This is a genomic window from Lentzea sp., from assembly GCF_035525475.1.
Classification (GTDB): domain Bacteria; phylum Actinomycetota; class Actinomycetes; order Mycobacteriales; family Pseudonocardiaceae; genus Lentzea.
Genome location: NZ_DATLEC010000193.1, coordinates 1 through 20,941 on the forward strand (window position 1 = coordinate 1; position 20,941 = coordinate 20,941).

Here is a 20,941-nt window from a genome sequence, read left to right on the forward strand (position 1 = left end):
ACCCCGAGTGGGACCTGGAAGCCTTCGCGCACCTGGGCGTGCCGCGCTGCGCGATCCTCGGCTGGCTGCGCGCGGAGGGGTCCGACGAGTTCCGCCCCAACGCCGAGCACACCCCGGGTCCCGGCGGCCGCGGGTGGCCGCTGCCGCAGACGCCGGCGGACAAGATCTACGCCTACTACCAGTGCGACTGGCTCAACGAGGACGCCTCGTTCCTGGCGGGTCTGCTGGACGTCGCCGTCTGCACGGCGGACGAGGTCGGCCGGGACGAGAACGGCCACACCTGGCTCGCCGCCTACACGTCGGAACGCCTGCTCCCGCCCGGTGTCCGGCGGTGGCGGGAGGTCGGCGTGCGCGAGCTGATCACCACGACGACGGCGGACGAGGTGCGGATCAACCCCGGCCACGCGCTCCAGACCCCGCTGAACAGGAACATCCCCCTCGACCGCTGGCCCGCGCCGTTCGACCTGCCTGCGTACGAGGTGAAGGAACAGGGAACTCCCGCACTGTTCGAACGCGTGGACGAGGCCAGGGCATACAGGCTCGCGTTCACGAAGACAGAACGCCTCATGCTGGCGGATGTCCTGCAGTGGCACGAGAACGGCAGGCAGGGCCGGCCGCCGTCCGGCGCTCAGGGCACCTGGGACACCAATGGTTCACGGGACTGGCAGGCGCCAACGTTCGGCAAGGCCGGCGGCTTCCCGGCCACTCAGCAGAACGGGTGGCCGTGGATCGCGGGTGTCTACGTGGGGTCCGCGCTCGCCGTGAACCCTCACGCGGACGGACTGTTCAAGCTCACCGACAACCTCGTCCGCGCCATCGCACAACGGTCACCACAACTGACAGCCGACCACCCGTGGCTGCCGCGCCGCGAGGGATGGCTGCGGGACGCACCGGAACCCGGACGCGAGGTGCTCGCGCTGGTAGCCGCTCTCGGCTCCGGTAACCCGGCGGTGAGGAGCGTCGGCTGGGACGACGAGATCAGCCCGGTGTTCGCCCGTGCGGTGTCACGCGATGCGTTTTCCCGTGCACCCCACTACATCCTGCAGGAACTCGGCCTGCCGTGGCCGGACCCGGCCACCCCGTGGGGCCAGGCCGTGCAGATCGTGAGCACAGCCGGCCACCACCCGCCCACCGCGCTGGAAAAAACCGCGGACCCACTGGTGTCGGCGCTGGTTGGCGCACTGCTCGGCGCGTGGCACGGCATCCCCGGCCTCCCGCACAGCAACCAGCGCTGGCTCGCCGAATGCGTTGCCACGCAAGCGTTCCTGGCGTTCGACCCGAAGTACGCCGGGACCGCCCATCCAGGTCTGCCGTCGATCTCGGACAAGATGCGCGCCGAGGCGCTGAAGACGCCGGGCGGCTGGCTGTACTGCGCCGACCCGGACATCGACCCGCGCTACATCGAGGGCGCGCCGCTGCACACGTTGCTCGGCGCCTACGAGATCGGCCAGGACGGCCAGTTCACCGGCAGGACGTGGGTGAACGACGAGTACCGCCCCAGCCCGCGCGGGCTCGGCCTCCCCGCGCCGGAGAACGAGTTCGAGGAGGTCCTCAACCTCGTCACGGCGGGCTGGCTGCCGTACGAGGCGATCCTGTCGGCCGCGCTGGAGTCGGAGCTGCTGATCCTGCCCGCCCCGGACGGCAGTCTGGCCGTCCTCCGCGACGACCAGGGCAACCACGTGCTCGCGGTCTACTCGTCGCCGCGCTACCTCCCGGCCGGTGCGGGGACGCCTGGGCGGTGGGCTTTGAAGGACCTGCTGTCCGCGCTGCCGGGGCTCCTCGTGGTGGTGAACCCCGGTGGGCAGGTGGGCGCGGACCTGCGGGGCGAGCACCTGGTGCAGCTGGCCACGGCCCAACCTGGCTGAGTGACCTGATGTGGTGAACCGCGACACGGCGTTGATCCAACTCCACGCCGCGCTGCGCCGTTCGGTCTAGTCTCCGCCCGTGCGGACGAGGCTGAACCCCATGCAGCAGGTGCTGGTGGCTGCCGGGCGCCCGTTGCCGCAGCTCACCGATCCGCTGGACATCGAGCTGCGGGTCAGCGCGTTCGCGGGGCTGTTCGCCCGCGACGAGGGGTTCTGGGAGGACGTCGTCGAGCACCTGGACGAGGTGCCCAGCCGGCGCAGTGCGGCGCTGCTGACGGCTCTCGGGCACCTGCTGGCGGGCCGGCCGGGGCAGTGGGCACGGGACGCGGCGCGACAGCAGCGCGCGCCTCGGTGGGATCTCACGACGCTGACGTTCGGCGAGTGCTGGATCGGGGACCGGTCGATCGACGCGGGATATCTGACGCTGATGTGTTGCTACGCCTACGGCGACGATCGGCACGCCATGGTGTTCATGATCGACGAGATCAGCGGCAGCCTCACGCGGCACGCGTTCCTCACGCGGCAGGTCGAGGAGGCGCTGGGGAAGTTGCAGGAGCAGGTGCGGCTGGAGCCGATCACGCCGGAGGCCGCGCACTGGCTGCTCGGCCGCAGCTACGACCGGTTCGAGCGGCGGCCGGGGCTCGGGGTGAGCGAGGACGTGCACCAGACGCGGCTGCTGGTGCGGCGGCGGATCGCCCTCGCGCTGGGGCTGGGTCAGGTCGGCACGAAGGCGGGCAGCACCGCGTCGACCTCGTAGCCGCCGTCGTCCGTCGGGCCCGCGGTGAGGGTGCCGCCGACCATCTCCACGCGGCCGCGCAGGCCCAGCAGGCCCTTGCCGGAACGGGGCGGTGTGGTGTCCGGTGTGGAGGGCGGGGCCGTGTTGCGGATGACGGCGCGGACCGTGCTCGGTCCACAGTGGATGGTGATCTCGGTGTGGGCGCCGGGGGCGTGCTTGTGCACGTTGGTCAGCGACTCCTGGACCACGCGGTACATCGTGCGGCGGACGGCGGGGGAGATGATGTCGGCGTCGCCGTGCTCGGTCAGCTTGACCTCCAGGCCGGTGGCGGCGGAGTCGGCCACCAGGCTGGACAGGCGGTCGGGCAGCACGTCCGGGATGCGGGCGGTGCGGCTGGATCGCAGGACGCCGACCATGTCGCGCATCTCGTCCAACGCCTGGCGGCCCGCGGTGCGCAGCTCCTCGGAGGCCTCGCGCACGCCGTCGTCCTTCGCGGCCATCCGCAACGCGCCGGCGTGCAGGACCATCAGGTTCAGGCGGTGCGTGACGACGTCGTGCATCTCGGCGGCGAGCCTGGCGCGTTCGTCGGCGCGGGCGCGTTCGGCCAGCAGGTCGCGTTCCAGCTCGGCCTGCTCCGCCAGCGACTGGGCGAGGCGGCGCCGGGTCTGCAGGTAGACGCCGGTGAACGCGACCACCGCGACGGTGCCGAGGCCGAGCGGCCAGGTCTCGCGCCAGGTGTCCAGTGCCGCCACGAGCAGCACCGGCACCAGGTCCTCCGCCCGCGTCACGAGAGTGACGATACTGCCGGTTTTGTGCCTTGGATCACCTACTGGAGCAGGGGATTGTCCCTACTTTCGCAGGTGGCGGCCCGGTGCGTTTCCGCCTGCCGGACGCCGGTGTCCGGCAGGCGCGCCAGTCCTGTGTGGAGCGACGGTGCTCAGCACGGTCGGTAGCAGTCGAACGTCTCGATCGAGCTGATCAGACCGTCACGGGTCTGGACGAACTGCGCGATGTGCGCGGTGAGCTCGTCGCCGTTGCGCAGCACGCCGGTCCAGGTCAGGCGGAGGATCGCGGTGTCGCCGGCGACCAGGGCCGAGTGCACGTCGTACCTCTGGCTCGACAGCAGACCGGCGCCCTTCTCGGACGCCGCGAGCATCTCGTCCAGGGTCGTTCGCGCTCCCAGGGGCTTGATCAGGTTCGGGTGCTCGACGGTCACGGCGTCGGGCGTGAAGTGCCGGCGCAGTTCGGAGCCGGCGATCCCGGCTTCGAGCGCGCGGTGCAGGGAGGTGGCTGCGGTGACGGGGTCCATGTGCACAACCATAGTTGTACAACCTTGGTTGTCAATGTGAGGATGGGCGGTGTGGACCTGATGGACCTCGACCTCGCGACCCTCGCCCATCTCGCGGGAGCTTCCGCGAACGACGCGATCCTGCGGCAGCTGCACGAGATCGGGCACGAAGGCGTCCGCGTCTCGCACGGGTACGTGATCCAGCACCTGGTCGAGGGCTCGCCGACGGTGTCCGAGCTGGGGGAGCTGCTCGGCGTCACCCAGCAGGCGGCCTCCAAGCAGCTCCTCGAGCTCGAACGCCTCGGCTACGTCGCGCGCGTGCCGGACCGCGTGGACAGCCGGGTGCGGCGGGCGGAGCTGACCGGGCGCGGCCGGCGGCTGGTCGACGACAGCCGCCGGGTGAGGCGTCAGCTGGACGTGCACGGCGACGACGCCGCCAAACGGGCTCTCATCCGGTTGCTCGAGGCGACCGGCGGTGTCGAGAACGTCCGGCAGCGCCGTGTTCCTATGGCCTGAAGATCGGCTGCACCCAGTAGTTGCTCGCGGACCAGGACTCAGTCGGGAAACCGCCGCCGTAGCGGTACACGCCGGCGTTCACCGGCAGGTGGAACGGCGTCTGCACGAGGTTGCCCACGAAGTAGTTCTCCGTGACCTTGTAGCCGCCTGACGGCGTGTAGTACGAGACGACGTACTCGGTGCCCGGCACCACGGGAACCGGTGTCGTGAACATGATCCGCTGCCCGTATGCCGCGCCGGGTGCGTCCTGTGACATCAGCAGTGTGCCGTCGGACGACCAGACGCGCGCGGTCACCGGGCCGGTGTAGTCGCCGCGCCGGATGACCACGCCGGTGAGCGAGCCCGGACGGTCGACGGTGGTGCGCAGGCCCAGTTCCACGGCTTCGGCGTCGGGATCGTTGATCGTCGGGCTGTCCGTGTCGTGGAAGATCAGCAGAGTCTCGTCGGTGAGGGCGGGAACCGTCGTGCCGCCGACGTGGACGGTGCGCGACACGGTGACCGGGCCGGTCGTGGACGCGGTGTGGGCGCGGGCGAGGATCGTCAGCGGACCGGGAACGGACGGCTGCAGCACGACCGACCACCGTTCGCCGTGCGCGTCGACGGTGGTCCAGTTGGTGCCGTTGTCGGTGGAGAAGTCGACGTCGGTGATGCCGCCCGACTCGCCGTTGACGGCGCCGCCGATCACGAGCAGCGGCTCGTTCAGCGGGACGGAGGCCTCCTCGGTCGGCGAGAAGATCATCGCCATCGGGGAGTCCGCCGCGAGGGCCGGAACGGGAGAGACCAGGACAAGTGACAGCAGCAGTACTGCTAATCGTCTCATGTACGGCGAATCGTCCCTGGTGAAGCCGCAGTTACGGCGGTACTCCGCACGGCCGCGCGTCCTTTCGGCTGACGGTCGTACCCGTGTCCGCCGGTTGTCGTCGACGAGTGCATGACCTGTGACAACGAAGTCCCGGTCCACGAAGGACGGGGCGGCGATCCAGCCGTGCGTCACACCGGTCGCGCAGTGCGGTACCTGCTTCCGCATCCGGCAGGCCATAAAGTCGGCGACAGCGAAGAGATGAGGTAGCCGGGATCGCCGGCGCAGGAGGATCCCGTGCTGGCGTTGCCGGTGTTGTCGCTCGTCGCCGTGCTCGTCTGCGCGGTCGTCCGGCCGTGGAACTGGCCGGAGGCGGTCGTGGCCGTCCCGGCGGCGGTCCTCGTGGTGCTCGTCGGAGCGTTGCCCGCCGGCCACGCCGTGGACGAGGCGGTGCGGCTGGGGCCCGTGATCGGGTTCCTGGCCGCCATCCTCGTGCTCGCGCAGCTTTGTGACGACGAAGGCCTCTTCCACGCGTGCGGCACCTGGATGGCGCGTGCGTCCGGCGGTAGGCCACGGACGTTGCTGGGCGGTGTGTTCGTCACGGCGTCGGTGACCACGGCGGTGCTCAGTCTCGATGCGACGGTCGTGCTGTTGACGCCGGTCGTGTTCGCGACGGCCGCACAGCTCGGCATCAGGCCGAAGCCGCACGTCTACGCGTGCACGCACCTGTCCAACAGCGCGTCGCTGCTGCTGCCGGTGTCGAACCTGACGAACCTGCTGGCGTTCGCGTCCAGCGGGCTGAGCTTCACGCGGTTCGCGGCGCTGATGGCGTTGCCGTGGCTGGTCGCGATCGCGGCGGAGTACGTGGTGTTCCGGCGGTTCTTCCGCACCGACCTCGACGCGCCGGTGCACGCGCCCGAGACCACACCGCCGCCGGAGCTGCCGGTGTTCGCACTGGCCACGGTGGGGCTGACGCTGGTCGGGTTCGTGGTCGCGTCGGCCACCGGGATCGACCCGGCGTGGGCGGCGTGCGCGGGTGCGGTGGTCATGGCGGTCAGGGCGCTCACCCGCAAGCGCACGACGGTGCCGAAGCTCGTGCGGGCGGCTTCACTGCCGTTCCTCGCGTTCGTGCTGGGCCTCGGCGTGGTGGTGCGGGCGGTCGTCGACAACGGGCTCGGCGACCTCCTCCGGCACGCGATCCCGGGCGGCACCGGGCTGTGGGCGTTGCTCGGGATCGCCGCGGTCGCCGCCGTGCTGGCCAACGTGATCAACAACCTGCCCGCGGTGCTCGTGCTGCTGCCGCTGGTCACGCCGTTCGGTGCGGGTGCGGTGCTGGCGGTGCTGCTGGGCGTGAACCTGGGGCCGAACCTCACCTACGCCGGGTCGCTCGCGACGTTGCTGTGGCGGCGGATCGTGCACGACCACGACACCGAGGTGAACCTGCCGGAGTTCACCAGGCTCGGTCTGCTCGCCGTACCCGCCACCCTGGTCGGCGCCGTCGTGGCACTGTGGGCGTCCCTGCGGCTGATCGGAGGATGACCATGACGGTGGTCGTGTGGATCGCCGACGACACCTGGCAGGACTGCGTCGACGCGGCCCGCGCCCACTCCGGTTCCGGGTTCCTGCTGCTGCACGTCAGCGACCACGACGTGCCCGGCGTCGCGCACGGGGCGTTCGCCGGTCTCTTCGGCAGAGGACAGCCGCCCCGTCACCCCGGCGCGCGGCTCGACGACCTGGCCACCAGCCACGTGCCCTGCCCCGTGCTGCTGGTGTGGCCGACGTAGTTGCGTGCACGAAAATTTGCATGCACGCACTTTTGTCTTCTAGTGTCGGTGACATGCGCGCCAAAGGCATCGCGTACGACACCGGTTTCGTGCGCCACGGAGAGATCTCCCTCGAGAAGTTCGACCTCGACGTCGTCCGGCGGGACCTGACCGCCATCAGGGACGACCTGCACTGCAACGCCGTCCACCTCGTCGGCGGTGATCCGGAACGGCTCGAACGGGCCGCGGAGATCGCCGCCGGGCTGGGGCTGGAGATCTGGTTCTCGCCCTACCCGCTGGAGCTGACGCCGCCGGAGATCCTGGCGCTGTTCGCCGACTGCGCGGAACGAGCCGAACGGGTGCGCGCGGCGGGGGCGGAGGTCGTGTTCGTCACCGGCGTCGAGCTGAGCATCATGAACTCCGGCTTCCTGCCCGGCGACGACGTCGTGCAGCGCGTGACCCGGCTCTTGGGGCAGCCCGAACGGATGCGCGAGGCCGCCGCCCGCCTCACCGAGTTCCTGGCCGAGGCCGTGGCTGTCGTGAAGGAGCACTTCGGCGGCAAGCTCACCTACGCCTGCATCCCGTTCGAGAACCCCGACTGGGATCTCTTCGACATCAGGTCGTTCGAGCTGATCCGGTCCGCCGAGGTCGCCGACGTGTACGCCGAGAGCATCAGGAAGGTCGTGGCGCAGGGAAAGCCGGTCGCGATCACCGGTTTCGGCACCGCGGCCTGGCGCGGTTCGGGCGCCACGGCCCCGCGCAGCATGGAGATCGTCGAGTTCGACGAGGCCGGCCTGCCGGTCCGGGTGAAGGACGGCTACGTCCGCGACGAGGAGGAACAGGCCACGTACCTGCGCGAGCTGCTGGAGATCTTCGAGCAGGAGGAGGTCGACGGCGCGTTCGTCTACCTGTTCGCGCTCGGCAGCCACCCGCACCGGCCGGACGACCCGAGTCGCGACCTCGACATGGCCAGCCCCGGCATCGTCAAGGTCTACGACGACGGTTCCTGGGAGCCCAAGGCCGCGTTCGCCACGGTCGCCGAGATCTACGCGCGCGGCTAACTCGCTTGGCGCGCAGGGGATCGGCCGCCAGACTCGACGGCACCATGAGCAGCAGACTGCGTGCGATCGCCCACGAGACCGTCGGGATCTCGGAACGGGGCTCCTACCCCACCGCCGCGGGCGAGGTCACCCTCGACGTCGCCCGCGCGGTCGCGGGCACCCGCCTCCACCTGCCCGACGAGGTGCTGTCCCTGCCCCAGGAGACCTCGGGCACGCGGATCGAGGTCACCGGCGAGTCCACTCTGGAGGCGGCACACCGGCTCGGTGGTGACGTCGCCGCACTGAACTTCGCCTCCGCGCGCAACGCGGGTGGCGGATTCCTCAACGGCGCGCAGGCGCAAGAGGAGAGCCTCGCCCGTGCGTCAGCGCTCTACCCGTGCCTGCGCGCCGCGGCGGACTTCTACGCCTACCACCGCGCACAGGACGACCTCACCTACAGCGACCGGGTGATCTACTCGCCGCGCGTGCCGGTGTTCCGCGACGACAGGGGAACCCTGCTGCCGCGGCCGTACGAGGTCTCGTTCCTGACGGCCGCGGCGCCCAACCGCGGCGCCATCCTGCGCAACCAGCCCGAACGCGCCGAGGGCATCCCCGTCGCGTTGCTCGGCCGTGCCATCCGCGTGCTGCACGTCGCCGCCTCGCACGGTCACCGCCGGCTCGTGCTCGGTGCCTGGGGCTGCGGGGTCTTCGAGAACGACCCGGCGATGGTCGCCGAGGTCTTCCGGATCGCGCTGCGGGACAACCGGTTCTTCGATCACGTCGTCTTCGCGGTGCTGGACCGGCAGAAGGGCGCACCGACGCTGGCCGCGTTCACCGAGGTCTTCAGAGATCAAGAGGCCTCTGACCTGCGCTGAGCCATCGTGATGCCAAAATGAGCCAGATTTACTTGCTGGTGGCACCGCTGTGTGCCATAGTGATGCCATGGATCTGACCCCGTATGTGGCTTCCCTCGGCCGCGAGCTCCTCACCGCCGTCGAGACCGGCGGCGGCGAAGCGAGTGCGCTGGTCGAGCGGTTGACCGTGACGATGGAGTCGGCGATCCGGCTGGCACTGCTCGAAGCGCTGTCCGCCGCCGCCGACGAGATCACCGCGGACCTGGCGCCGGACTCGGTGCAGGTGCTGCTGCGGGGCCGTGATCCCAAGTTCGTCGTGACGCGCCGGACGCCCGAACCGCAGGCCGCCGTCGCGCCGGAGCCCGTCGCGGCACCCGCCGAGGACGTCGCTGCCGGCTTCGACGACGGCACCACGGTGCGCATCAACGTCCGGCTGCCCGAACCGCTCAAGGCCGCCATCGACGACGCCGCGGCCAAGGAGGGCCGTTCGGTCAACGCGTGGCTGGTGCGCGCCGCGTCGGCCCAGCTGAGCCCGAAGCGCGACGCCACCGCCGAGGCGATCACGAGCAGCGTCACCGGCGCGACGCGTTTCGTCGGCTGGGTCCGCTAGCCCCGCCTTCTCACCACTTCGCCCCGACCTGCGGGGATGCACTTCCGACACCTTCTGAGGGGACAGCCATGCCTTCTTACGACACGCCAGAACCCATTTCTGTGCTGCTCGACGTCTACGCGGGCCACGTCCAGGTCGTCGCGTCCGACCGCACCACGACGGCGGTCGACGTGCGGCCCTCCGACTCGTCCGACTCCTCGGACGTCGAGGCCGCGCGGAAGACCACGGTCGACTACGCCGACGGCACGCTGACGGTGCGCGGGCAGAAGCGGACGTTCGACTTCTCCAAGAAGACCCGGTCGGTCGACGTCGTGATCGAGCTGCCGACGAACTCCGCGGTGGACCTCGACGTGACGGCGGGCAGCATCCGCACCACCGGTGTGCTCGGCGCGACCGAGGCCGACATGTCCGCGGGCAGCATCCACCTCGACCGCACCGGTCCGCTCAAGGCCGACACCGGCGCCGGGCAGGTCAAGATCGGCGCGGTCACCGGCGCCGCCGAGGTCAAGACCGGCAGCGGCCACATCCGCGTCGGGAGGGTCGACGGACCGCTCGTCGTCAAGAACTCCAACGGCCACATCGACGTCGGCACGGTCGAGGGCGAGCTGAGGGCCCGTTCGGCCAACGGCGACATCAACGTCGAACGCGCCGGCGCGTTCGTGGAGGCCAGGACCGCGATGGGGTCCATCGAGGTCGGCGAGGTCGTCAGCGACACCGTCACGCTGAACACCGCGATGGGCGGCATCGAGGTCGGCATCGCCACCGGCACCGCCGCGTGGATCGACGCCAAGACGTCGTTCGGTCGCGTCACCAACACGCTCGACGGCAGTGACGGCCCCGGCAACGCCGAGCGGACCGTCAAGGTCACCGCCCACACGTCCTTCGGCGACATCTCCGTCCGCCGCGCCTGAGAGGAAGCTCCATGAACGCGATCAGTGCAAGAGGTTTACGCCGCTCCTACGGCGACCACGAGGTGTTGAAGGGCGTCGACCTCGACGTCCGGCGCGGCACCGTCTTCTCGTTGCTCGGCGCGAACGGCGCCGGCAAGACCACCATGGTCAAGATCCTCTCCACGCTGATCCGCGCGGACGGCGGCAGCGCGTCCGTCGCCGGTCACGACGTCGCGGGCGATCCCGACGCCGTGCGCGCCGCGATCGGTGTCACCGGCCAGTTCTCCGCCGTCGACAACCTGATGACGGGCAGGGAGAACCTGAAGCTGATGGCCGACCTGCACCACCTCGGCAAGGTGGACGGCCGGCGCAGGACCGAGCAGCTGCTGGAGCAGTTCGACCTCGTGGAGGCGGCCGACAAGTCCGCGTCGACGTACTCCGGCGGCATGCGGCGCCGGCTCGACCTCGCGATGACCTTGGCCGGGTCGCCGCAGGTGATCTTCCTGGACGAGCCGACCACCGGCCTCGACCCGCGCAGCCGCCGCACCATGTGGCAGATCGTGCGGGAGCTGGTGGCGAGCGGCGTCACGATCTTCCTCACCACCCAGTACCTGGAGGAGGCCGACGAGCTCGCCGACCGGATCGCGGTGCTGGACCAGGGCAGGATCGTCGCCGAGGGCACCGCGAACGAGCTCAAGCGCCGCATGCCCGGCGGCCACGTCCTGTTGCAGTTCACCGATCCCCGGCACCTCGAAGCCGCCACGAGGGTCGTGCCCGGCGCCTCCCGCGACGGCGACGCGCTGGCGTTGCGCGTGCCGAACGACGGCAGCGTCAGCTCCCTCAAGGCGTTGCTCGACCGGCTCGACGAGCACTCGGTCCTCGTCGACTCGCTCAGCACGCACACCCCCGACCTCGACGACGTCTTCCTCGCCCTCACCGGCAACCCCGACAAGGTGGCTCAGCCATGACCTACGTGCTCGCGGACTCGGCGACGATGGTGCGCCGCAACCTCAAGCGGATGATCCGCTACCCGTCCCTGACGTTCCAGCTCCTGATCATGCCGGTCGTCTTCCTGCTGCTGTTCGTCTACGTCTTCGGCGGAACGCTCGGCGCGGGACTCGGCGGACCGGCCGGCGGCCGCGCGGAGTACCTCGACTACGTGACGCCGACGATCATCCTGATGTCGATCACCGCGGCGGTGCAGGGCACGAGCATCTCGGTCGCGATGGACATGACCGAGGGCATCGTGGACCGCTTCCGCACGATGAAGATCGCACGGGTGTCCGTCCTGACCGGGCACGTCGTCGGCAGCCTGGTCCAGACGGTCCTCGCCATGACGTTCGTCTTCGGCGTCGCCGTCGCGATCGGCTTCCGGCCGCAGGCGGACGGGCTCGGCTGGCTCGCGCTGGCCTGCCTGCTGGTGTCCATGTCCCTCGCGATGATCTGGCTCTCCGCCGCGCTCGGCCTCGCCAGCAAGTCCGTCGAGTCGTCGAGCAACGTCGGCCTGCCGCTGGTCCTGCTCCCGTTCTTCGGCAACGGTTTCGTGCCCACCGACTCGATGCCGACGGTGCTGCGGTGGTTCGCCGAGTACCAGCCGTTCACCCCGTTCATCGACGCGCTGCGCGGCCTGCTCATGGGCGCGCCGATCGGCAACAGCGGCTACATCGCGCTGGGCTGGTGCGCCGTCATCGGCTTCGGGGGCTACCTGTGGTCCAAGAAGCTCTTCAACCGCGAATCCACCCGCTGAAGGAGTTCCCGCCATGTTGCAAGGCCTTCCCATGGAACGTGACGTCAGCCCGTTCGTCCCGCCCAGCCTGATCACCTCGGTGCGCTCGACCCGTCCGGTCAGCCCGATGCTCTTCCCCGACGGCCACGAGGGCTGGCTCGTCACCGGTTACGAAGCCGTCCGGCAGGTGCTGGCGGACGTCAGGTTCAGCTCACGCCAGGACCTCGGCATCGTGCACGTGCCGTTCCCGACCGGCATGCCCGAGATGACGGAGCCCGTCCCGCAGGAACCGGGGGTCTTCATCAGCATGGACCCGCCGGACCACACTCGGCTGCGCCGCAAGCTCACCGGGGCGTTCACCGTCAAGCGGATGAAGGCGCTCGAGGAGCACGTCGTCGAGCTCACCGAGCGACGGCTCGACGAGCTGGCGAAGCTCACACCGCCGGTCGACCTGGTGCGCGAGTTCGCACTGCCGGTGCCGTCGCTGGTGATCTGCGAGCTGCTCGGGGTTCCCTACGCGGACCGGGACGTGTTCGAGACGAACGCGTCGCGGTTCATGGAGCGGGACATCACCCTCGAGGACAAGATCGCCGTGTACGTGGCGCTGAGCACGTACCTGGCCGAGCTCATCACGGGCAAGCGCGCCGAACCCGGCGACGACCTGCTGTCCGATCTCGCCCGTGACGAGGACCTCAGCCTCGAGGAACTGACCGGCATGGCGTTCCTGCTGCTGCTCGCGGGGCACGAGACCACCGCGAACATGCTGGCACTGGGCACGTTCGCGCTGCTGGAGCACCCCGACCAGATGGCAGCGCTGCGGTCGGCGCCGGAACTGATCCCCGACGCCGTCGAGGAGCTGCTGCGCTACCTGGCGGTGGCCGACGTCTTCTTCCGCTACGCCAGCGAGGACATCGAGTTCCACGGGGAGACGATCCGCGAGGGGTCGATGGTGGTCGTGTCGCTGCTGGCGGGCAACCACGATCCGGAGCGGTACGAGGACGCCGGCACGTTGGACGTGCACCGCAACGCCCGTGGCCACCTGGCGTTCGGGCACGGCGTGCACCAGTGCCTGGGGCAGCAGCTGGCGCGCATCGAGATGCGCGCCGGGTTCGAGGGGCTGTTGCGCCGCTTCCCGGCGCTGAGGCTGGCCGTGCCCGCCGACGAGGTCAAGCTCAAGACGAACATGAACATCTACGGCGTGCACGCCCTGCCGGTCACCTGGGAGTAGTGGCCTAGACGGTGAAACCACCGTCAGCGTTGATGCTGGCGCCGGTGACGTACGCACCGGCGTTCCCCGCCAACGCAGCCACCACCTCGGCGATCTCCTCCGGTGTCCCGTACCGCCCCAGAGCGGTCAGCCCGCGGATCGTGTCCGCCATCGGCCCGTCGGCCGGGTTCATGTCCGTGTCGGTCGGACCGGGGTTCACGATGTTCGCGGTGATCCCCAACGGCCCCAGCTCGCGGGCCAGGCCCTTCGTCATGCCGATCAACGCCGTCTTGCTGGCCGAGTAGAGCGCGAAGCCCGGGAACGGCGCGTACACCGCGACGTTGCTGCCGATGCTGATGATCCGCCCGCCCTCGCGCATGTGCTTCGCCGCCGCTCGTGCCGCCAGGAACGGCGCCCGCACGTTCACGGCCATCGTGTGGTCGAACTCCTCGCGGCCGAGCCCCTCCAGGGGCCCGACCTGGAACACCGCGGCGTTGTTCACCAGGACATCGAGCCGCCCGAACTCCGCCGCGGTCTCCTCGACCGCCGCGACCACGGCGTCCGGGTCGGCGCTGTCCGCCCGGATCGCCTTCACGTCCTGGGGTTTGGTGTTCTGGTACGTGACCGCGACCCGTGCTCCCAGCGAGGCGAGCTTCGCGGCCACCGCGGCTCCGATGCCACGGCTTCCGCCGGTGACCAGAGCCGCTTTTCCTTCGAGTGATCCCATGCCGGCAACTCTCGCCGAGCGCCGGCCGGGAGTCTGGCGGGAATCAGACCGAGGCTTTGCGCAGCGGTGCCGCGACTTCGTGCAGGTGCTCCAGCACGTACCCGTACGAGCGGAACAGCCCGCACTGCGCATAGGAGATCCCGCGCTCATGGCAGAACTTGCTCACGATGACCTGCGCGTGCCGCAGGTGCGGCCGGGGCATGCTGGGGAACAGGTGGTGCTCGATCTGGTAGTTCAGCCCGCCGAGCAGGAAGTCGGTGAACCAGCCGCCGCGGATGTTCCGCGAGGTCAGCACCTGCTTGCGCAGGAAGTCGAGCGAGTGCCCCGCCGAGAGGACCGGCATGCCCTTGTGGTTGGGGGCGAACGAACACCCCATGTACAGGCCCCACAGGGCCTGGTGCACCAGTACGAACGCGATCGCGTACACGGGGGAGAGCACCCAGAACACCACGCCGAGGTACACCACGACGTTGGCGATCATCACGAAGCGCTCGCGCCCGGAGTTCTTGATCGAGTGCACGTGCAGTGCGAAGCCTTCGAGCAGCAGCAGCGGGAAGAACAGCACCGCCTGGTGCGAGGCGATCCACCGCAGCGGCCCGCGCTTGGACTCGCCCTGCCGCTGTGTGAACGCCAGCACCGAGATGTCGACGTCCGGGTCCTCGTCCTCGTGGTTCGGGTTGGCGTGGTGGCGGTTGTGCTTGCCGACCCACCAGTCGTAGCTGACCCCGACCAGTCCACTGTGGATGTAGCCGGTGATCTCGTTCCACTTCCTGGAGGCGAAGATCTGCTTGTGCCCGGCGTCGTGGCCGATGAACGCGAGCTGCGTGCTCATCACCGCAAGCACGAACGCCACCACCAGCTGCCACCACGAGTCGCCCACCAGCGCGAACGCCACCCACGTGGCCGCGTAGACCGCGAGGTTGGCGCCGATTCTGGCGAAGTAGTACCCACGCCGCCGGTCGAGCAGGCCGGCCTGCTTGATCTCGGTGGACAACTGAGCGAAGTCGCTCGCCTCGCGGAGTGTCATTCGCGAAGAATGCCAGATCCTGTCCACATCTCCACGCACGCGTGATGAAGTCGCCGCAAACCGCACACGTCAGCATGGTGGTCGCCGGCACGCACGTCGGAGTGCGGGTGTGCGGTCTTCTCCGGCCATCCCGGCGGTTGCCCCAGGCCGAGCGGGTGCCGCCGGCGCGAGGGTGACCAGGCTCCCTGCCGCGATGGTGGCCCCGAACACCGTGTGGAAAACGGCGCGGACGCGTCTCATGAGGAGTTCATTTCCTGAAGCACGACAAACGCCTCGGCTCGCGCTCCACTCCGCGAGCTGAGGCGAAGAGGCGGCGCCATCGGGGCCTGGGTGACAACTTCAACCCACCTCTTCGGCGGAATGGCCGGTCGATGTCGCACGGCGTCACGCGTCGGTAACGCCACCCGGAACACGCTGTGGTCATCCGAATCACCGCAGTGGGAAAGTGAGGACAAAGTGCGAATTCGAAAGCTCTACCCGGTCCTGGCGGCGAGCGTCATCGTGATAGGTGGTATCGCCGGTGCGGGCAGTGCCTCGGCGGCGGTTCCCTGCACGATCGGTCCCGGTGTGACGCAGACGGACACCACGGTGTACGGGTCCGCTGGGAACGACACGATCGACTGCACCAGCGCCAGCCCAGGCAAGACCGTGTACGGCGCCGGTGGCAACGACACCGTCACCGGCACGGCCTACGCCGACACCCTCAACGGCGGCAACGGCAACGACACGCTCACCGGTGGGGTGGGCAACGACACCCTCAACGGGAACCTGGGCATCGACACGCTGAACGGCTCCGCGGGCAACGACACGCTCAGAGGTCCCGGTAACGATTTCGCCGAGGACACCCTCAACGGCGGCGACAACACCGACTCCTGCGGCCCCGTGGGCGTTCCCCCCGACCTCCGCACCAGCTGCGAGTCGTAGGCCTGGGCACCGCCGAGGCGACCCGTAGATCAGAAGAGCGATGCGCGACCCGGCTCCGGGAGGAGCCGGGTCGTGCCGCATGCCCGGCTTGAATCGTGGAGCGAACCCGAACGAGTGGTTTGGGAGGCAGCCCGTCCCGCCTCACGCGTGACGGGTCCGGAGGCCGGGAGAACCGTTGCGCGCCAAGGCTGTTCGTCGTGTTCCCGCTGATAGCCTGATCGGTACGGGGCAGCCGGCGGGTTCGGTCCCAGCCTGTTCCGAATCCGGTAGCGGCAGGACGTGCGGAACGAGGTCGAAGTGCTCACCGTGATCACCCTTTCGCGTTTCCTCGAAGTGACAGCGGCGCCGAACCCGTGACCACGCTCGCGACGCCGAACGCATGCCTGGCGCCTCACTCGCACCAGGCGGGCTCGCGCGTCGTGCTCCTCGACGGGTTCAAGCTCACCGGGGGGACCGGCATCATCACCATCCCCAGGGGAGCGGAACGCCTGCTGGCGTTCATGGCGATGCGCCCACGGGCGGTGGGACGGCTGCTCGTGGCGAACTCCCTGTGGGCGGACGCGACCGAGGGCCACGCCTACGCGGCGCTGAGGTCGACGTTGATCCGGATGAACCGCACCTGCCGGGAAACGCTGCTGGTCACCCCGTCCAGTCTGGAGCTCGCGCCCACTGTCTCGGTCGACCTGCACGACGCCCAGGCTCTCGCCCACCGCCTGCTCAAAGCCGGTCCGCACGCCGCGGTGGACCTGAGCGTGGAAGCGGTCGCCACCCTGTCGTCGGAACTGCTGCCGCTCTGGTACGACGACTGGGTGCTCCTGGAGGCCGAGGACTGGCGCCAGCTCCGGCTCCACGCGCTGGAGGCGGTGGTGGCCGGCCTGGTCGAGGCGAGGCGTTTCGGTGATGCCACGGCCGCGGCGGGAGCCGTCGTCCGGGCCGACCCGTTGCGGGAGAGCGCCCAGACCGCTCTCATCCGCGTCCACCTGGCCGAGGGCAACCAGTCCGAGGCGGTGCACGCGTTCGACCGGTTCAGCCGCCTCCTGCACGCGGACCTGGGCCTTGCACCCACGCTGGAACTCCGGGACCTGGTCGAGGGGCGCACGGGACCGCCACGCCGATGACCGGCAGGCGGCGGCCCCGGTGCGCGTGCCCTATGCCTTGGCGCAGGCAGCGAGGACGGTGACGGTCGCGCCGGTGGAGGTGGCGTAGGCGGCGGCACTGGCCGCGGCGGCCGTCGCGGCGGCGGCGCTGAACTCACCCAGGGTGGCTCCGGCGGCGCTGATGCCGGCCGGCGTCCCGCTGGCGGCACCGTCCGCGAACGCCTTGGCCGCGGCTGCCGCGGCGGCGGAGTCGACGACCTTGGCGGCAGCCGCGGCGGCCGCGTTGGCGCTGTCGACGGCGGCCGCGATGGCGGTCACGCAACCGGCGGGCGGTGCGGCTGCCTGCACCGGGCTCGCCGGCGCCGGCTTCGGAGAGGTGGCCCCGGCCGGTACCACGACCAGTGCGACGACGGCACCGGCAGCCAGGACCGAGGCTGCGACACGGCGAATGTTCATGAGATGGCTCCTGTCACGAAGAAGGTGAGCCCCGGCAGGCCCGGGAAACAGAAAAGGCCATGAGGACAAAGTCGATAGAACTAAATCGGCTCATGGATCGAGTATGCGCCCCTGAATGCTCGTGGCGTGGGAAGTAGCCTATTCGTGTACGGAATTCAGGATGATGTGGAGGCCGCGTTTTGTGAATGATCGAAGGAAATCTCCGGTTGTTTCCGTCGCGGGCGGGTACTCGTGCGGTACGGGTCTCGTGGACCGCGAGGTTCGCGCCGATTCCGGCGAAGTGTCATTCGTGGTGAATGCCGGATCGCGGGCGTCCAGGCCGGTGCGGACCACGTGAGGCGGCGCGGCGGCGACACGATGGAGTGGTCATGGTCCCCGCCTCCGGCGAGCCGCTCGCATACGCCCTGGTAGATGCGGTCAAGTGCTGCTGCAACGGGCCCGTCGCGGGTTCGGTGGCAGAGAGGACCGGATCGGGTGGTCGACCACACGACCGTGCTCATCGCGGGCGCGGGGCCGGCGGGACTCGTGTTGGCCAACCTCCTGCGCGCGGAGGGCGTGGACACCCTCGTCGTCGAACGGGCGAGCCGCGAGCAGGTGCAGGTCCGGGCGAGGGCGGGTTCCTCGGCCTGGAGAGCGCCAGGGCCTGGCCGAGCACCGCGACGACCAGGGCGAAGGCGTCGCCACCGGCCGGTTCCCCACCGGCTGCGACGGTGGCGGCGGCGTGACCCGCACGGCGGTTCCCGGGCGGCGGTACCGCCATGACCACGGCGTGAGCTGGCTGACCGTGCTCGCGGAGGTGCCGCAGAGCATGGCCGCGGTCACCTGCGCCCTGCACGACGGCGGGTTCGCGGGCCACATGGCGCGCAGCTCCGGGGTGACGCGCTACTACCTCCAGGTCCCTCCCGGCGACGACCCGGAGACCTGGACGGACGAACGGATCTGGGCGGCGCTCGACGTCCGGATGCGCACCGGCGTCTTCGGTCAGCTCGAACAGGGCCCGCTCACCGAACGGCGGATCGTGCGGCTGCGGCCGGAGGTCTCCGACCCGATCCAGCACGAGAGGCTGTTCCTCGTCGGCGACTCGGCAAGCCTGATCAGCCCGTCCGCCGCCAAGGGCGCCAACCTGGCGATCATGGAGGCCGAGGTGCCGGCCTCCGCCGTGGTCTCCGCGCTGGACGGTGACGAACAGCCGTTGGCCGCCTACTCGCACCTGCCCTGCGTCTGGCGGGCGCGGGAGTCCTCGCGCTGGATGATCGACCTCCTCCACCCGCAGGTGGACGGCTTCCACCGCGCCCTGCTCGACAGCCTGCGCGAGTGCCGCGCCCACCAGAACTACTTCGCCGAGAACTACGTCGGCATCTGAGCCCCAGGGACACTCATCATGGTCTCGACACGCACACCCGTCCTCGCCGCGACCGACGTCGACCGCCTCACCGCGGCGATGGCGCTCATCGGCGCACACGACACCCACTCGGCTCTGGCGGCCGCGTTGCCCTCCCTGGACGCCGAGCAGCGGGCGGCCGTGACGCGGCACGCCACCCTCGACCACGTCGCGGTGCTCATCTTCCCGGAGACCCTGGCGGGCCTGACGGAGGAGCTCTCGTCGCGCGGCATCGAGGTCGGCGCGATGACGCCCAGCGTGGTCGTCCGCGAACGGCTGAGCGGCCGGTACTCCGTGCCCCTCGCGGACCTGCGGGTCGGCATCCTGCGCGCGCCCGTCACCGACCGCAAAGGCCGGCCGTGCGAGCTGGAGATCTTCGTGCTGGTGACGCCGCCGTCGTTGGCGCACATCGCGGAGGACGAACGCCGGCACGAGCGGGAGAACCACGTCGCGCTGGCGGTGCACCGGCCGGATCCGGTGCTGCTGCGCGGGTTGCGCACGACGATCACCGGCATCATGCGGCCTGACGGCGGCGGCTACAACGGTTACGAGAACAGCACCGTCCTCTACTTCCGCGACGCGCACCGCGCCGATCCCGCGTTCCGCCGGCTGGAACTGGTCGCCACCGGCCGGTTCCCGCAGCTGCAGGCCGTCCACCAGCGCGAGTCGTGCGCCGGCACCGAGCTGCTGCGCCTGCTGACCGGCGCGTGGGCGACGCAGGCCATCGCGACCGCCGCCGAACTGCGCCTGCTCGACCACCTCGCGTCGTTCGCCGACCTGCCCTCGCTGGCCCTGGCCACCGGCACCGAACCCCGCAGCCTGGCCAGGCTCCTGCGCTACCTCACCTCGCTCGGCGTCGTCCGCACGTCCGGCGGCGGGCACGCGCCGACCGAGCTGGGCGAGCTGCTGCGCTCGGACCTCGCGGGCTCGATGCGCCCGCTGGCGTCGATGTACGGCGGCCCGTTCTACCGCTCGTTCGCCGGGCTCACCGAGTCCGTCCGCAGCGGGGAGGAGTCGTACGCGAAGACGTTCGGTGCCCACCACTTCGCCCACATGGCGGCGGATCCGGCGCTCGCGGAGCTCTTCCACGGCTCGATGGCGGCGAGCAACGCCATCTTCACCGGCGTCACCAAGGCCGTGGACTTCTCCGGCGTCCGCACCGTCGTCGACGTGGCCGGCGGCAACGGCGAGCTGCTGTCCCGCGTCCTGCACGCCAACCCGGCACTGCGCGGCGTCCTGCTGGACCTCCCGAACCCCCTGGCCGCCGCCGAACCGCGCCTCGCCGACCTGGCCTGCCGCGTGTCGCTCGTTGCCGGCGACTTCACCAGGGCGATCCCCGGCGGCGGTGACGTCTACCTGCTCTCACGCGTGCTGCACGACTGGGACGACGACCAGTGCCGCACGATCCTGGAGACGTGCGCGCGCAGCATGCCAGCGCACGCCGAGTTGCTGGTGATCGAGCGGCTGCTGCCCGAAGCCGGTGACGCCGACTCGCTCGCCATCCCGTGGGACATCCACATGCTGTGCAACACGGGCGGCCGCGAGCGTTCCGAGTCGCACTACCGCGCGCTGCTGGCAGAGGCGGGGCTTGAGCTGGTCGGGACGCACGCGCTGCCGTTGGACGCGCACGTGATGCGCGCCCGGCTGGCCTAGCTCCAGCTGACGAGGCAGAAGGGGTGGCCTGAGGGGTCCGCGTAGACGCGGAACCGCTCGCCGCCGCCCTCGAGTCGCCGCGCACCGAGCGCCTCCACCTGCTCGCCCGCCTCGGCCAGGTCGCCGACGCGCACGTCGAAGTGCATCCGCGCGGTCTCCTCCGGCCACCTCGGCGGTTGCCCGCTCTCGACCCGCGCGAACGCCACACCGGGCCGGTCGGGGGCGTCACCGATGACGACGAACCCGTCGTCGTCCTGCACCCTGACCATGCCGAGCACCTTCTCGTAGAACTCCGCGAGGCCCCGCGGGTCGGGGCAGTCGATCACCAGGCCGTGCCGGCGTCCGATCATGCGCGGCACGATGGCACCGCGTGCGGACAGTC

General features: G+C 70.3%; 24 protein-coding genes. 17 read left to right on the forward strand and 7 right to left on the reverse strand.

Features of this window, described 5'->3' with window-relative positions; all coding sequences use genetic code 11:
- Both VM306_RS30090 and VM306_RS30095 read left to right on the forward strand, forming a co-directional pair.
- On the forward strand, nucleotides 1-1,865 hold a 1,865-nt coding region (locus VM306_RS30090), incomplete at its 5' end, for a type VII secretion system-associated protein (RefSeq protein WP_325521127.1).
- A 79-nt stretch (nucleotides 1,866-1,944) separates the two neighbouring features.
- The gene (locus VM306_RS30095; RefSeq protein WP_325521128.1) at nucleotides 1,945-2,622 is read left to right on the forward strand and encodes a hypothetical protein; all 678 of its coding nucleotides are present in this window, start codon (nucleotides 1,945-1,947) and stop codon (nucleotides 2,620-2,622) included.
- Here VM306_RS30095 and VM306_RS30100 read toward each other — a convergent pair.
- Nucleotides 2,580-3,389, reverse strand: coding sequence for a sensor histidine kinase (locus tag VM306_RS30100; protein WP_325521129.1), 810 nt, complete (start codon nucleotides 3,387-3,389; stop codon nucleotides 2,580-2,582). The two genes, VM306_RS30095 and VM306_RS30100, sit on opposite strands and share 43 nt — an antisense overlap.
- Before the next feature lie 149 nt (nucleotides 3,390-3,538).
- Nucleotides 3,539-3,910, reverse strand: coding sequence for a nuclear transport factor 2 family protein (locus VM306_RS30105; protein WP_325521130.1), 372 nt, complete (start codon nucleotides 3,908-3,910; stop codon nucleotides 3,539-3,541).
- A gap of 60 nt (nucleotides 3,911-3,970) precedes the next feature.
- Here VM306_RS30105 and VM306_RS30110 point away from each other — a divergent pair, with 60 nt between their 5' ends.
- Nucleotides 3,971-4,405, forward strand: a complete 435-nt coding sequence (locus VM306_RS30110; protein WP_325521155.1) for a MarR family winged helix-turn-helix transcriptional regulator — start codon at nucleotides 3,971-3,973, stop codon at nucleotides 4,403-4,405.
- Here VM306_RS30110 and VM306_RS30115 read toward each other — a convergent pair.
- Nucleotides 4,395-5,225 (reverse strand): DUF4082 domain-containing protein, encoded by an 831-nt coding sequence (locus tag VM306_RS30115; RefSeq protein WP_325521131.1) that lies wholly within the window; start codon nucleotides 5,223-5,225, stop codon nucleotides 4,395-4,397. The genes VM306_RS30110 and VM306_RS30115 overlap by 11 nt on opposite strands.
- A gap of 285 nt (nucleotides 5,226-5,510) precedes the next feature.
- Here VM306_RS30115 and VM306_RS30120 point away from each other — a divergent pair, with 285 nt between their 5' ends.
- The 9 genes from VM306_RS30120 to VM306_RS30160 all read left to right on the forward strand — a co-directional run bounded on the left by VM306_RS30120 (nucleotide 5,511) and on the right by VM306_RS30160 (nucleotide 13,315).
- Nucleotides 5,511-6,743, forward strand: a complete 1,233-nt coding sequence (locus VM306_RS30120) for an SLC13 family permease (protein ID WP_414672468.1) — start codon at nucleotides 5,511-5,513, stop codon at nucleotides 6,741-6,743.
- 2 nt (nucleotides 6,744-6,745) lie between these two features.
- Entirely contained in the window at nucleotides 6,746-6,988 is a 243-nt protein-coding gene (locus tag VM306_RS30125; RefSeq protein ID WP_325521133.1) for a hypothetical protein, read from the forward strand.
- Nucleotides 6,989-7,041: 53 nt separating this feature from the next.
- Entirely contained in the window at nucleotides 7,042-8,028 is a 987-nt protein-coding gene (locus tag VM306_RS30130) for a hypothetical protein (RefSeq protein WP_325521134.1), read from the forward strand.
- 44 nt (nucleotides 8,029-8,072) lie between these two features.
- Nucleotides 8,073-8,882, forward strand: a complete 810-nt coding sequence (locus VM306_RS30135) for a TIGR02452 family protein (protein WP_325521135.1) — start codon at nucleotides 8,073-8,075, stop codon at nucleotides 8,880-8,882.
- Nucleotides 8,883-8,949: 67 nt separating this feature from the next.
- The gene (locus VM306_RS30140) at nucleotides 8,950-9,471 is read left to right on the forward strand and encodes a ribbon-helix-helix protein, CopG family (RefSeq protein ID WP_325521136.1); all 522 of its coding nucleotides are present in this window, start codon (nucleotides 8,950-8,952) and stop codon (nucleotides 9,469-9,471) included.
- 68 nt (nucleotides 9,472-9,539) lie between these two features.
- Nucleotides 9,540-10,382 (forward strand): DUF4097 family beta strand repeat-containing protein, encoded by an 843-nt coding sequence (locus VM306_RS30145; protein WP_325521137.1) that lies wholly within the window; start codon nucleotides 9,540-9,542, stop codon nucleotides 10,380-10,382.
- An 11-nt stretch (nucleotides 10,383-10,393) separates the two neighbouring features.
- The gene (locus VM306_RS30150; RefSeq protein ID WP_325521138.1) at nucleotides 10,394-11,329 is read left to right on the forward strand and encodes an ATP-binding cassette domain-containing protein; all 936 of its coding nucleotides are present in this window, start codon (nucleotides 10,394-10,396) and stop codon (nucleotides 11,327-11,329) included.
- Nucleotides 11,326-12,108, forward strand: coding sequence for an ABC transporter permease (locus VM306_RS30155; RefSeq protein WP_325521139.1), 783 nt, complete (start codon nucleotides 11,326-11,328; stop codon nucleotides 12,106-12,108). Before VM306_RS30150 ends, VM306_RS30155 begins: the two co-directional genes overlap by 4 nt.
- Nucleotides 12,109-12,121: 13 nt before the next feature.
- Complete coding sequence (locus VM306_RS30160; protein ID WP_325521140.1) at nucleotides 12,122-13,315, forward strand: cytochrome P450; 1,194 nt, start codon at nucleotides 12,122-12,124, stop codon at nucleotides 13,313-13,315.
- Nucleotides 13,316-13,319: 4 nt separating this feature from the next.
- Here VM306_RS30160 and VM306_RS30165 read toward each other — a convergent pair whose 3' ends face one another.
- Together VM306_RS30165 and VM306_RS30170 are read right to left on the reverse strand one after the other, a co-directional pair.
- Nucleotides 13,320-14,021, reverse strand: a complete 702-nt coding sequence (locus tag VM306_RS30165) for an SDR family NAD(P)-dependent oxidoreductase (RefSeq protein WP_325521141.1) — start codon at nucleotides 14,019-14,021, stop codon at nucleotides 13,320-13,322.
- Nucleotides 14,022-14,064: 43 nt separating this feature from the next.
- A complete protein-coding gene (locus VM306_RS30170; RefSeq protein WP_325521142.1) occupies nucleotides 14,065-15,048 on the reverse strand; it encodes an acyl-CoA desaturase in 984 nt (327 codons plus the stop codon).
- A 456-nt stretch (nucleotides 15,049-15,504) separates the two neighbouring features.
- Between VM306_RS30170 and VM306_RS30175 the strand changes: the two genes are divergently transcribed.
- Nucleotides 15,505-15,972, forward strand: a complete 468-nt coding sequence (locus tag VM306_RS30175; protein WP_325521143.1) for a hypothetical protein — start codon at nucleotides 15,505-15,507, stop codon at nucleotides 15,970-15,972.
- A gap of 353 nt (nucleotides 15,973-16,325) precedes the next feature.
- A complete protein-coding gene (locus tag VM306_RS30180) occupies nucleotides 16,326-17,090 on the forward strand; it encodes an AfsR/SARP family transcriptional regulator (protein WP_325521144.1) in 765 nt (254 codons plus the stop codon).
- 30 nt (nucleotides 17,091-17,120) lie between these two features.
- Here the strand turns inward: VM306_RS30180 and VM306_RS30185 are convergent, their stop codons facing one another.
- Complete coding sequence (locus VM306_RS30185) at nucleotides 17,121-17,525, reverse strand: hypothetical protein (RefSeq protein ID WP_325521145.1); 405 nt, start codon at nucleotides 17,523-17,525, stop codon at nucleotides 17,121-17,123.
- A gap of 411 nt (nucleotides 17,526-17,936) precedes the next feature.
- Between VM306_RS30185 and VM306_RS30190 the strand changes: the two genes are divergently transcribed.
- From VM306_RS30190 to VM306_RS30200, 3 genes are read left to right on the forward strand one after another with little or no spacing between them, the layout of a single operon-like run.
- Nucleotides 17,937-18,287 carry an FAD-dependent monooxygenase gene (locus VM306_RS30190; RefSeq protein WP_325521146.1) on the forward strand — a complete coding sequence of 117 codons (351 nt, stop codon included), beginning with the start codon at nucleotides 17,937-17,939 and terminating at the stop codon, nucleotides 18,285-18,287.
- A complete protein-coding gene (locus VM306_RS30195) occupies nucleotides 18,247-18,888 on the forward strand; it encodes an FAD-dependent monooxygenase (RefSeq protein ID WP_325521147.1) in 642 nt (213 codons plus the stop codon). The genes VM306_RS30190 and VM306_RS30195 overlap by 41 nt, the downstream gene beginning before the upstream one ends.
- Before the next feature lie 18 nt (nucleotides 18,889-18,906).
- Nucleotides 18,907-20,559, forward strand: coding sequence for a methyltransferase (locus VM306_RS30200; protein WP_325521148.1), 1,653 nt, complete (start codon nucleotides 18,907-18,909; stop codon nucleotides 20,557-20,559).
- On the opposite strand, the gene VM306_RS30205 is transcribed toward VM306_RS30200, so the two are convergent.
- Nucleotides 20,556-20,909: a VOC family protein gene (locus tag VM306_RS30205; protein WP_325521149.1), complete on the reverse strand. Its 354-nt coding sequence runs from the start codon at nucleotides 20,907-20,909 to the stop codon at nucleotides 20,556-20,558. The two genes, VM306_RS30200 and VM306_RS30205, sit on opposite strands and share 4 nt — an antisense overlap.
- Nucleotides 20,910-20,941: the final 32 nt, after the last annotated feature.

Bases quoted from the DNA above. Each gene is read 5' to 3' on its own strand.
- VM306_RS30145 (WP_325521137.1), top strand. From the start codon at position 9,540: ATGCCTTCTTACGACACGCCAGAACCCATTTCTGTGCTGCTCGACGTC.
- VM306_RS30115 (WP_325521131.1), bottom strand. From the start codon at position 5,225: ATGAGACGATTAGCAGTACTGCTGCTGTCACTTGTCCTGGTCTCTCCC.
- VM306_RS30135 (WP_325521135.1), top strand. From the start codon at position 8,073: ATGAGCAGCAGACTGCGTGCGATCGCCCACGAGACCGTCGGGATCTCG.
- VM306_RS30150 (WP_325521138.1), top strand. From the start codon at position 10,394: ATGAACGCGATCAGTGCAAGAGGTTTACGCCGCTCCTACGGCGACCAC.
- VM306_RS30185 (WP_325521145.1), bottom strand. From the start codon at position 17,525: ATGAACATTCGCCGTGTCGCAGCCTCGGTCCTGGCTGCCGGTGCCGTC.
- VM306_RS30140 (WP_325521136.1), top strand. From the start codon at position 8,950: ATGGATCTGACCCCGTATGTGGCTTCCCTCGGCCGCGAGCTCCTCACC.
- VM306_RS30110 (WP_325521155.1), top strand. From the start codon at position 3,971: ATGGACCTCGACCTCGCGACCCTCGCCCATCTCGCGGGAGCTTCCGCG.
- VM306_RS30160 (WP_325521140.1), top strand. From the start codon at position 12,122: ATGTTGCAAGGCCTTCCCATGGAACGTGACGTCAGCCCGTTCGTCCCG.
- VM306_RS30105 (WP_325521130.1), bottom strand. From the start codon at position 3,910: ATGGACCCCGTCACCGCAGCCACCTCCCTGCACCGCGCGCTCGAAGCC.
- VM306_RS30190 (WP_325521146.1), top strand. From the start codon at position 17,937: ATGCGGTCAAGTGCTGCTGCAACGGGCCCGTCGCGGGTTCGGTGGCAG.
- VM306_RS30155 (WP_325521139.1), top strand. From the start codon at position 11,326: ATGACCTACGTGCTCGCGGACTCGGCGACGATGGTGCGCCGCAACCTC.
- VM306_RS30165 (WP_325521141.1), bottom strand. From the start codon at position 14,021: ATGGGATCACTCGAAGGAAAAGCGGCTCTGGTCACCGGCGGAAGCCGT.
- VM306_RS30205 (WP_325521149.1), bottom strand. From the start codon at position 20,909: ATGATCGGACGCCGGCACGGCCTGGTGATCGACTGCCCCGACCCGCGG.
- VM306_RS30200 (WP_325521148.1), top strand. From the start codon at position 18,907: ATGGTCTCGACACGCACACCCGTCCTCGCCGCGACCGACGTCGACCGC.
- VM306_RS30170 (WP_325521142.1), bottom strand. From the start codon at position 15,048: ATGACACTCCGCGAGGCGAGCGACTTCGCTCAGTTGTCCACCGAGATC.
- VM306_RS30130 (WP_325521134.1), top strand. From the start codon at position 7,042: ATGCGCGCCAAAGGCATCGCGTACGACACCGGTTTCGTGCGCCACGGA.
- VM306_RS30125 (WP_325521133.1), top strand. From the start codon at position 6,746: ATGACGGTGGTCGTGTGGATCGCCGACGACACCTGGCAGGACTGCGTC.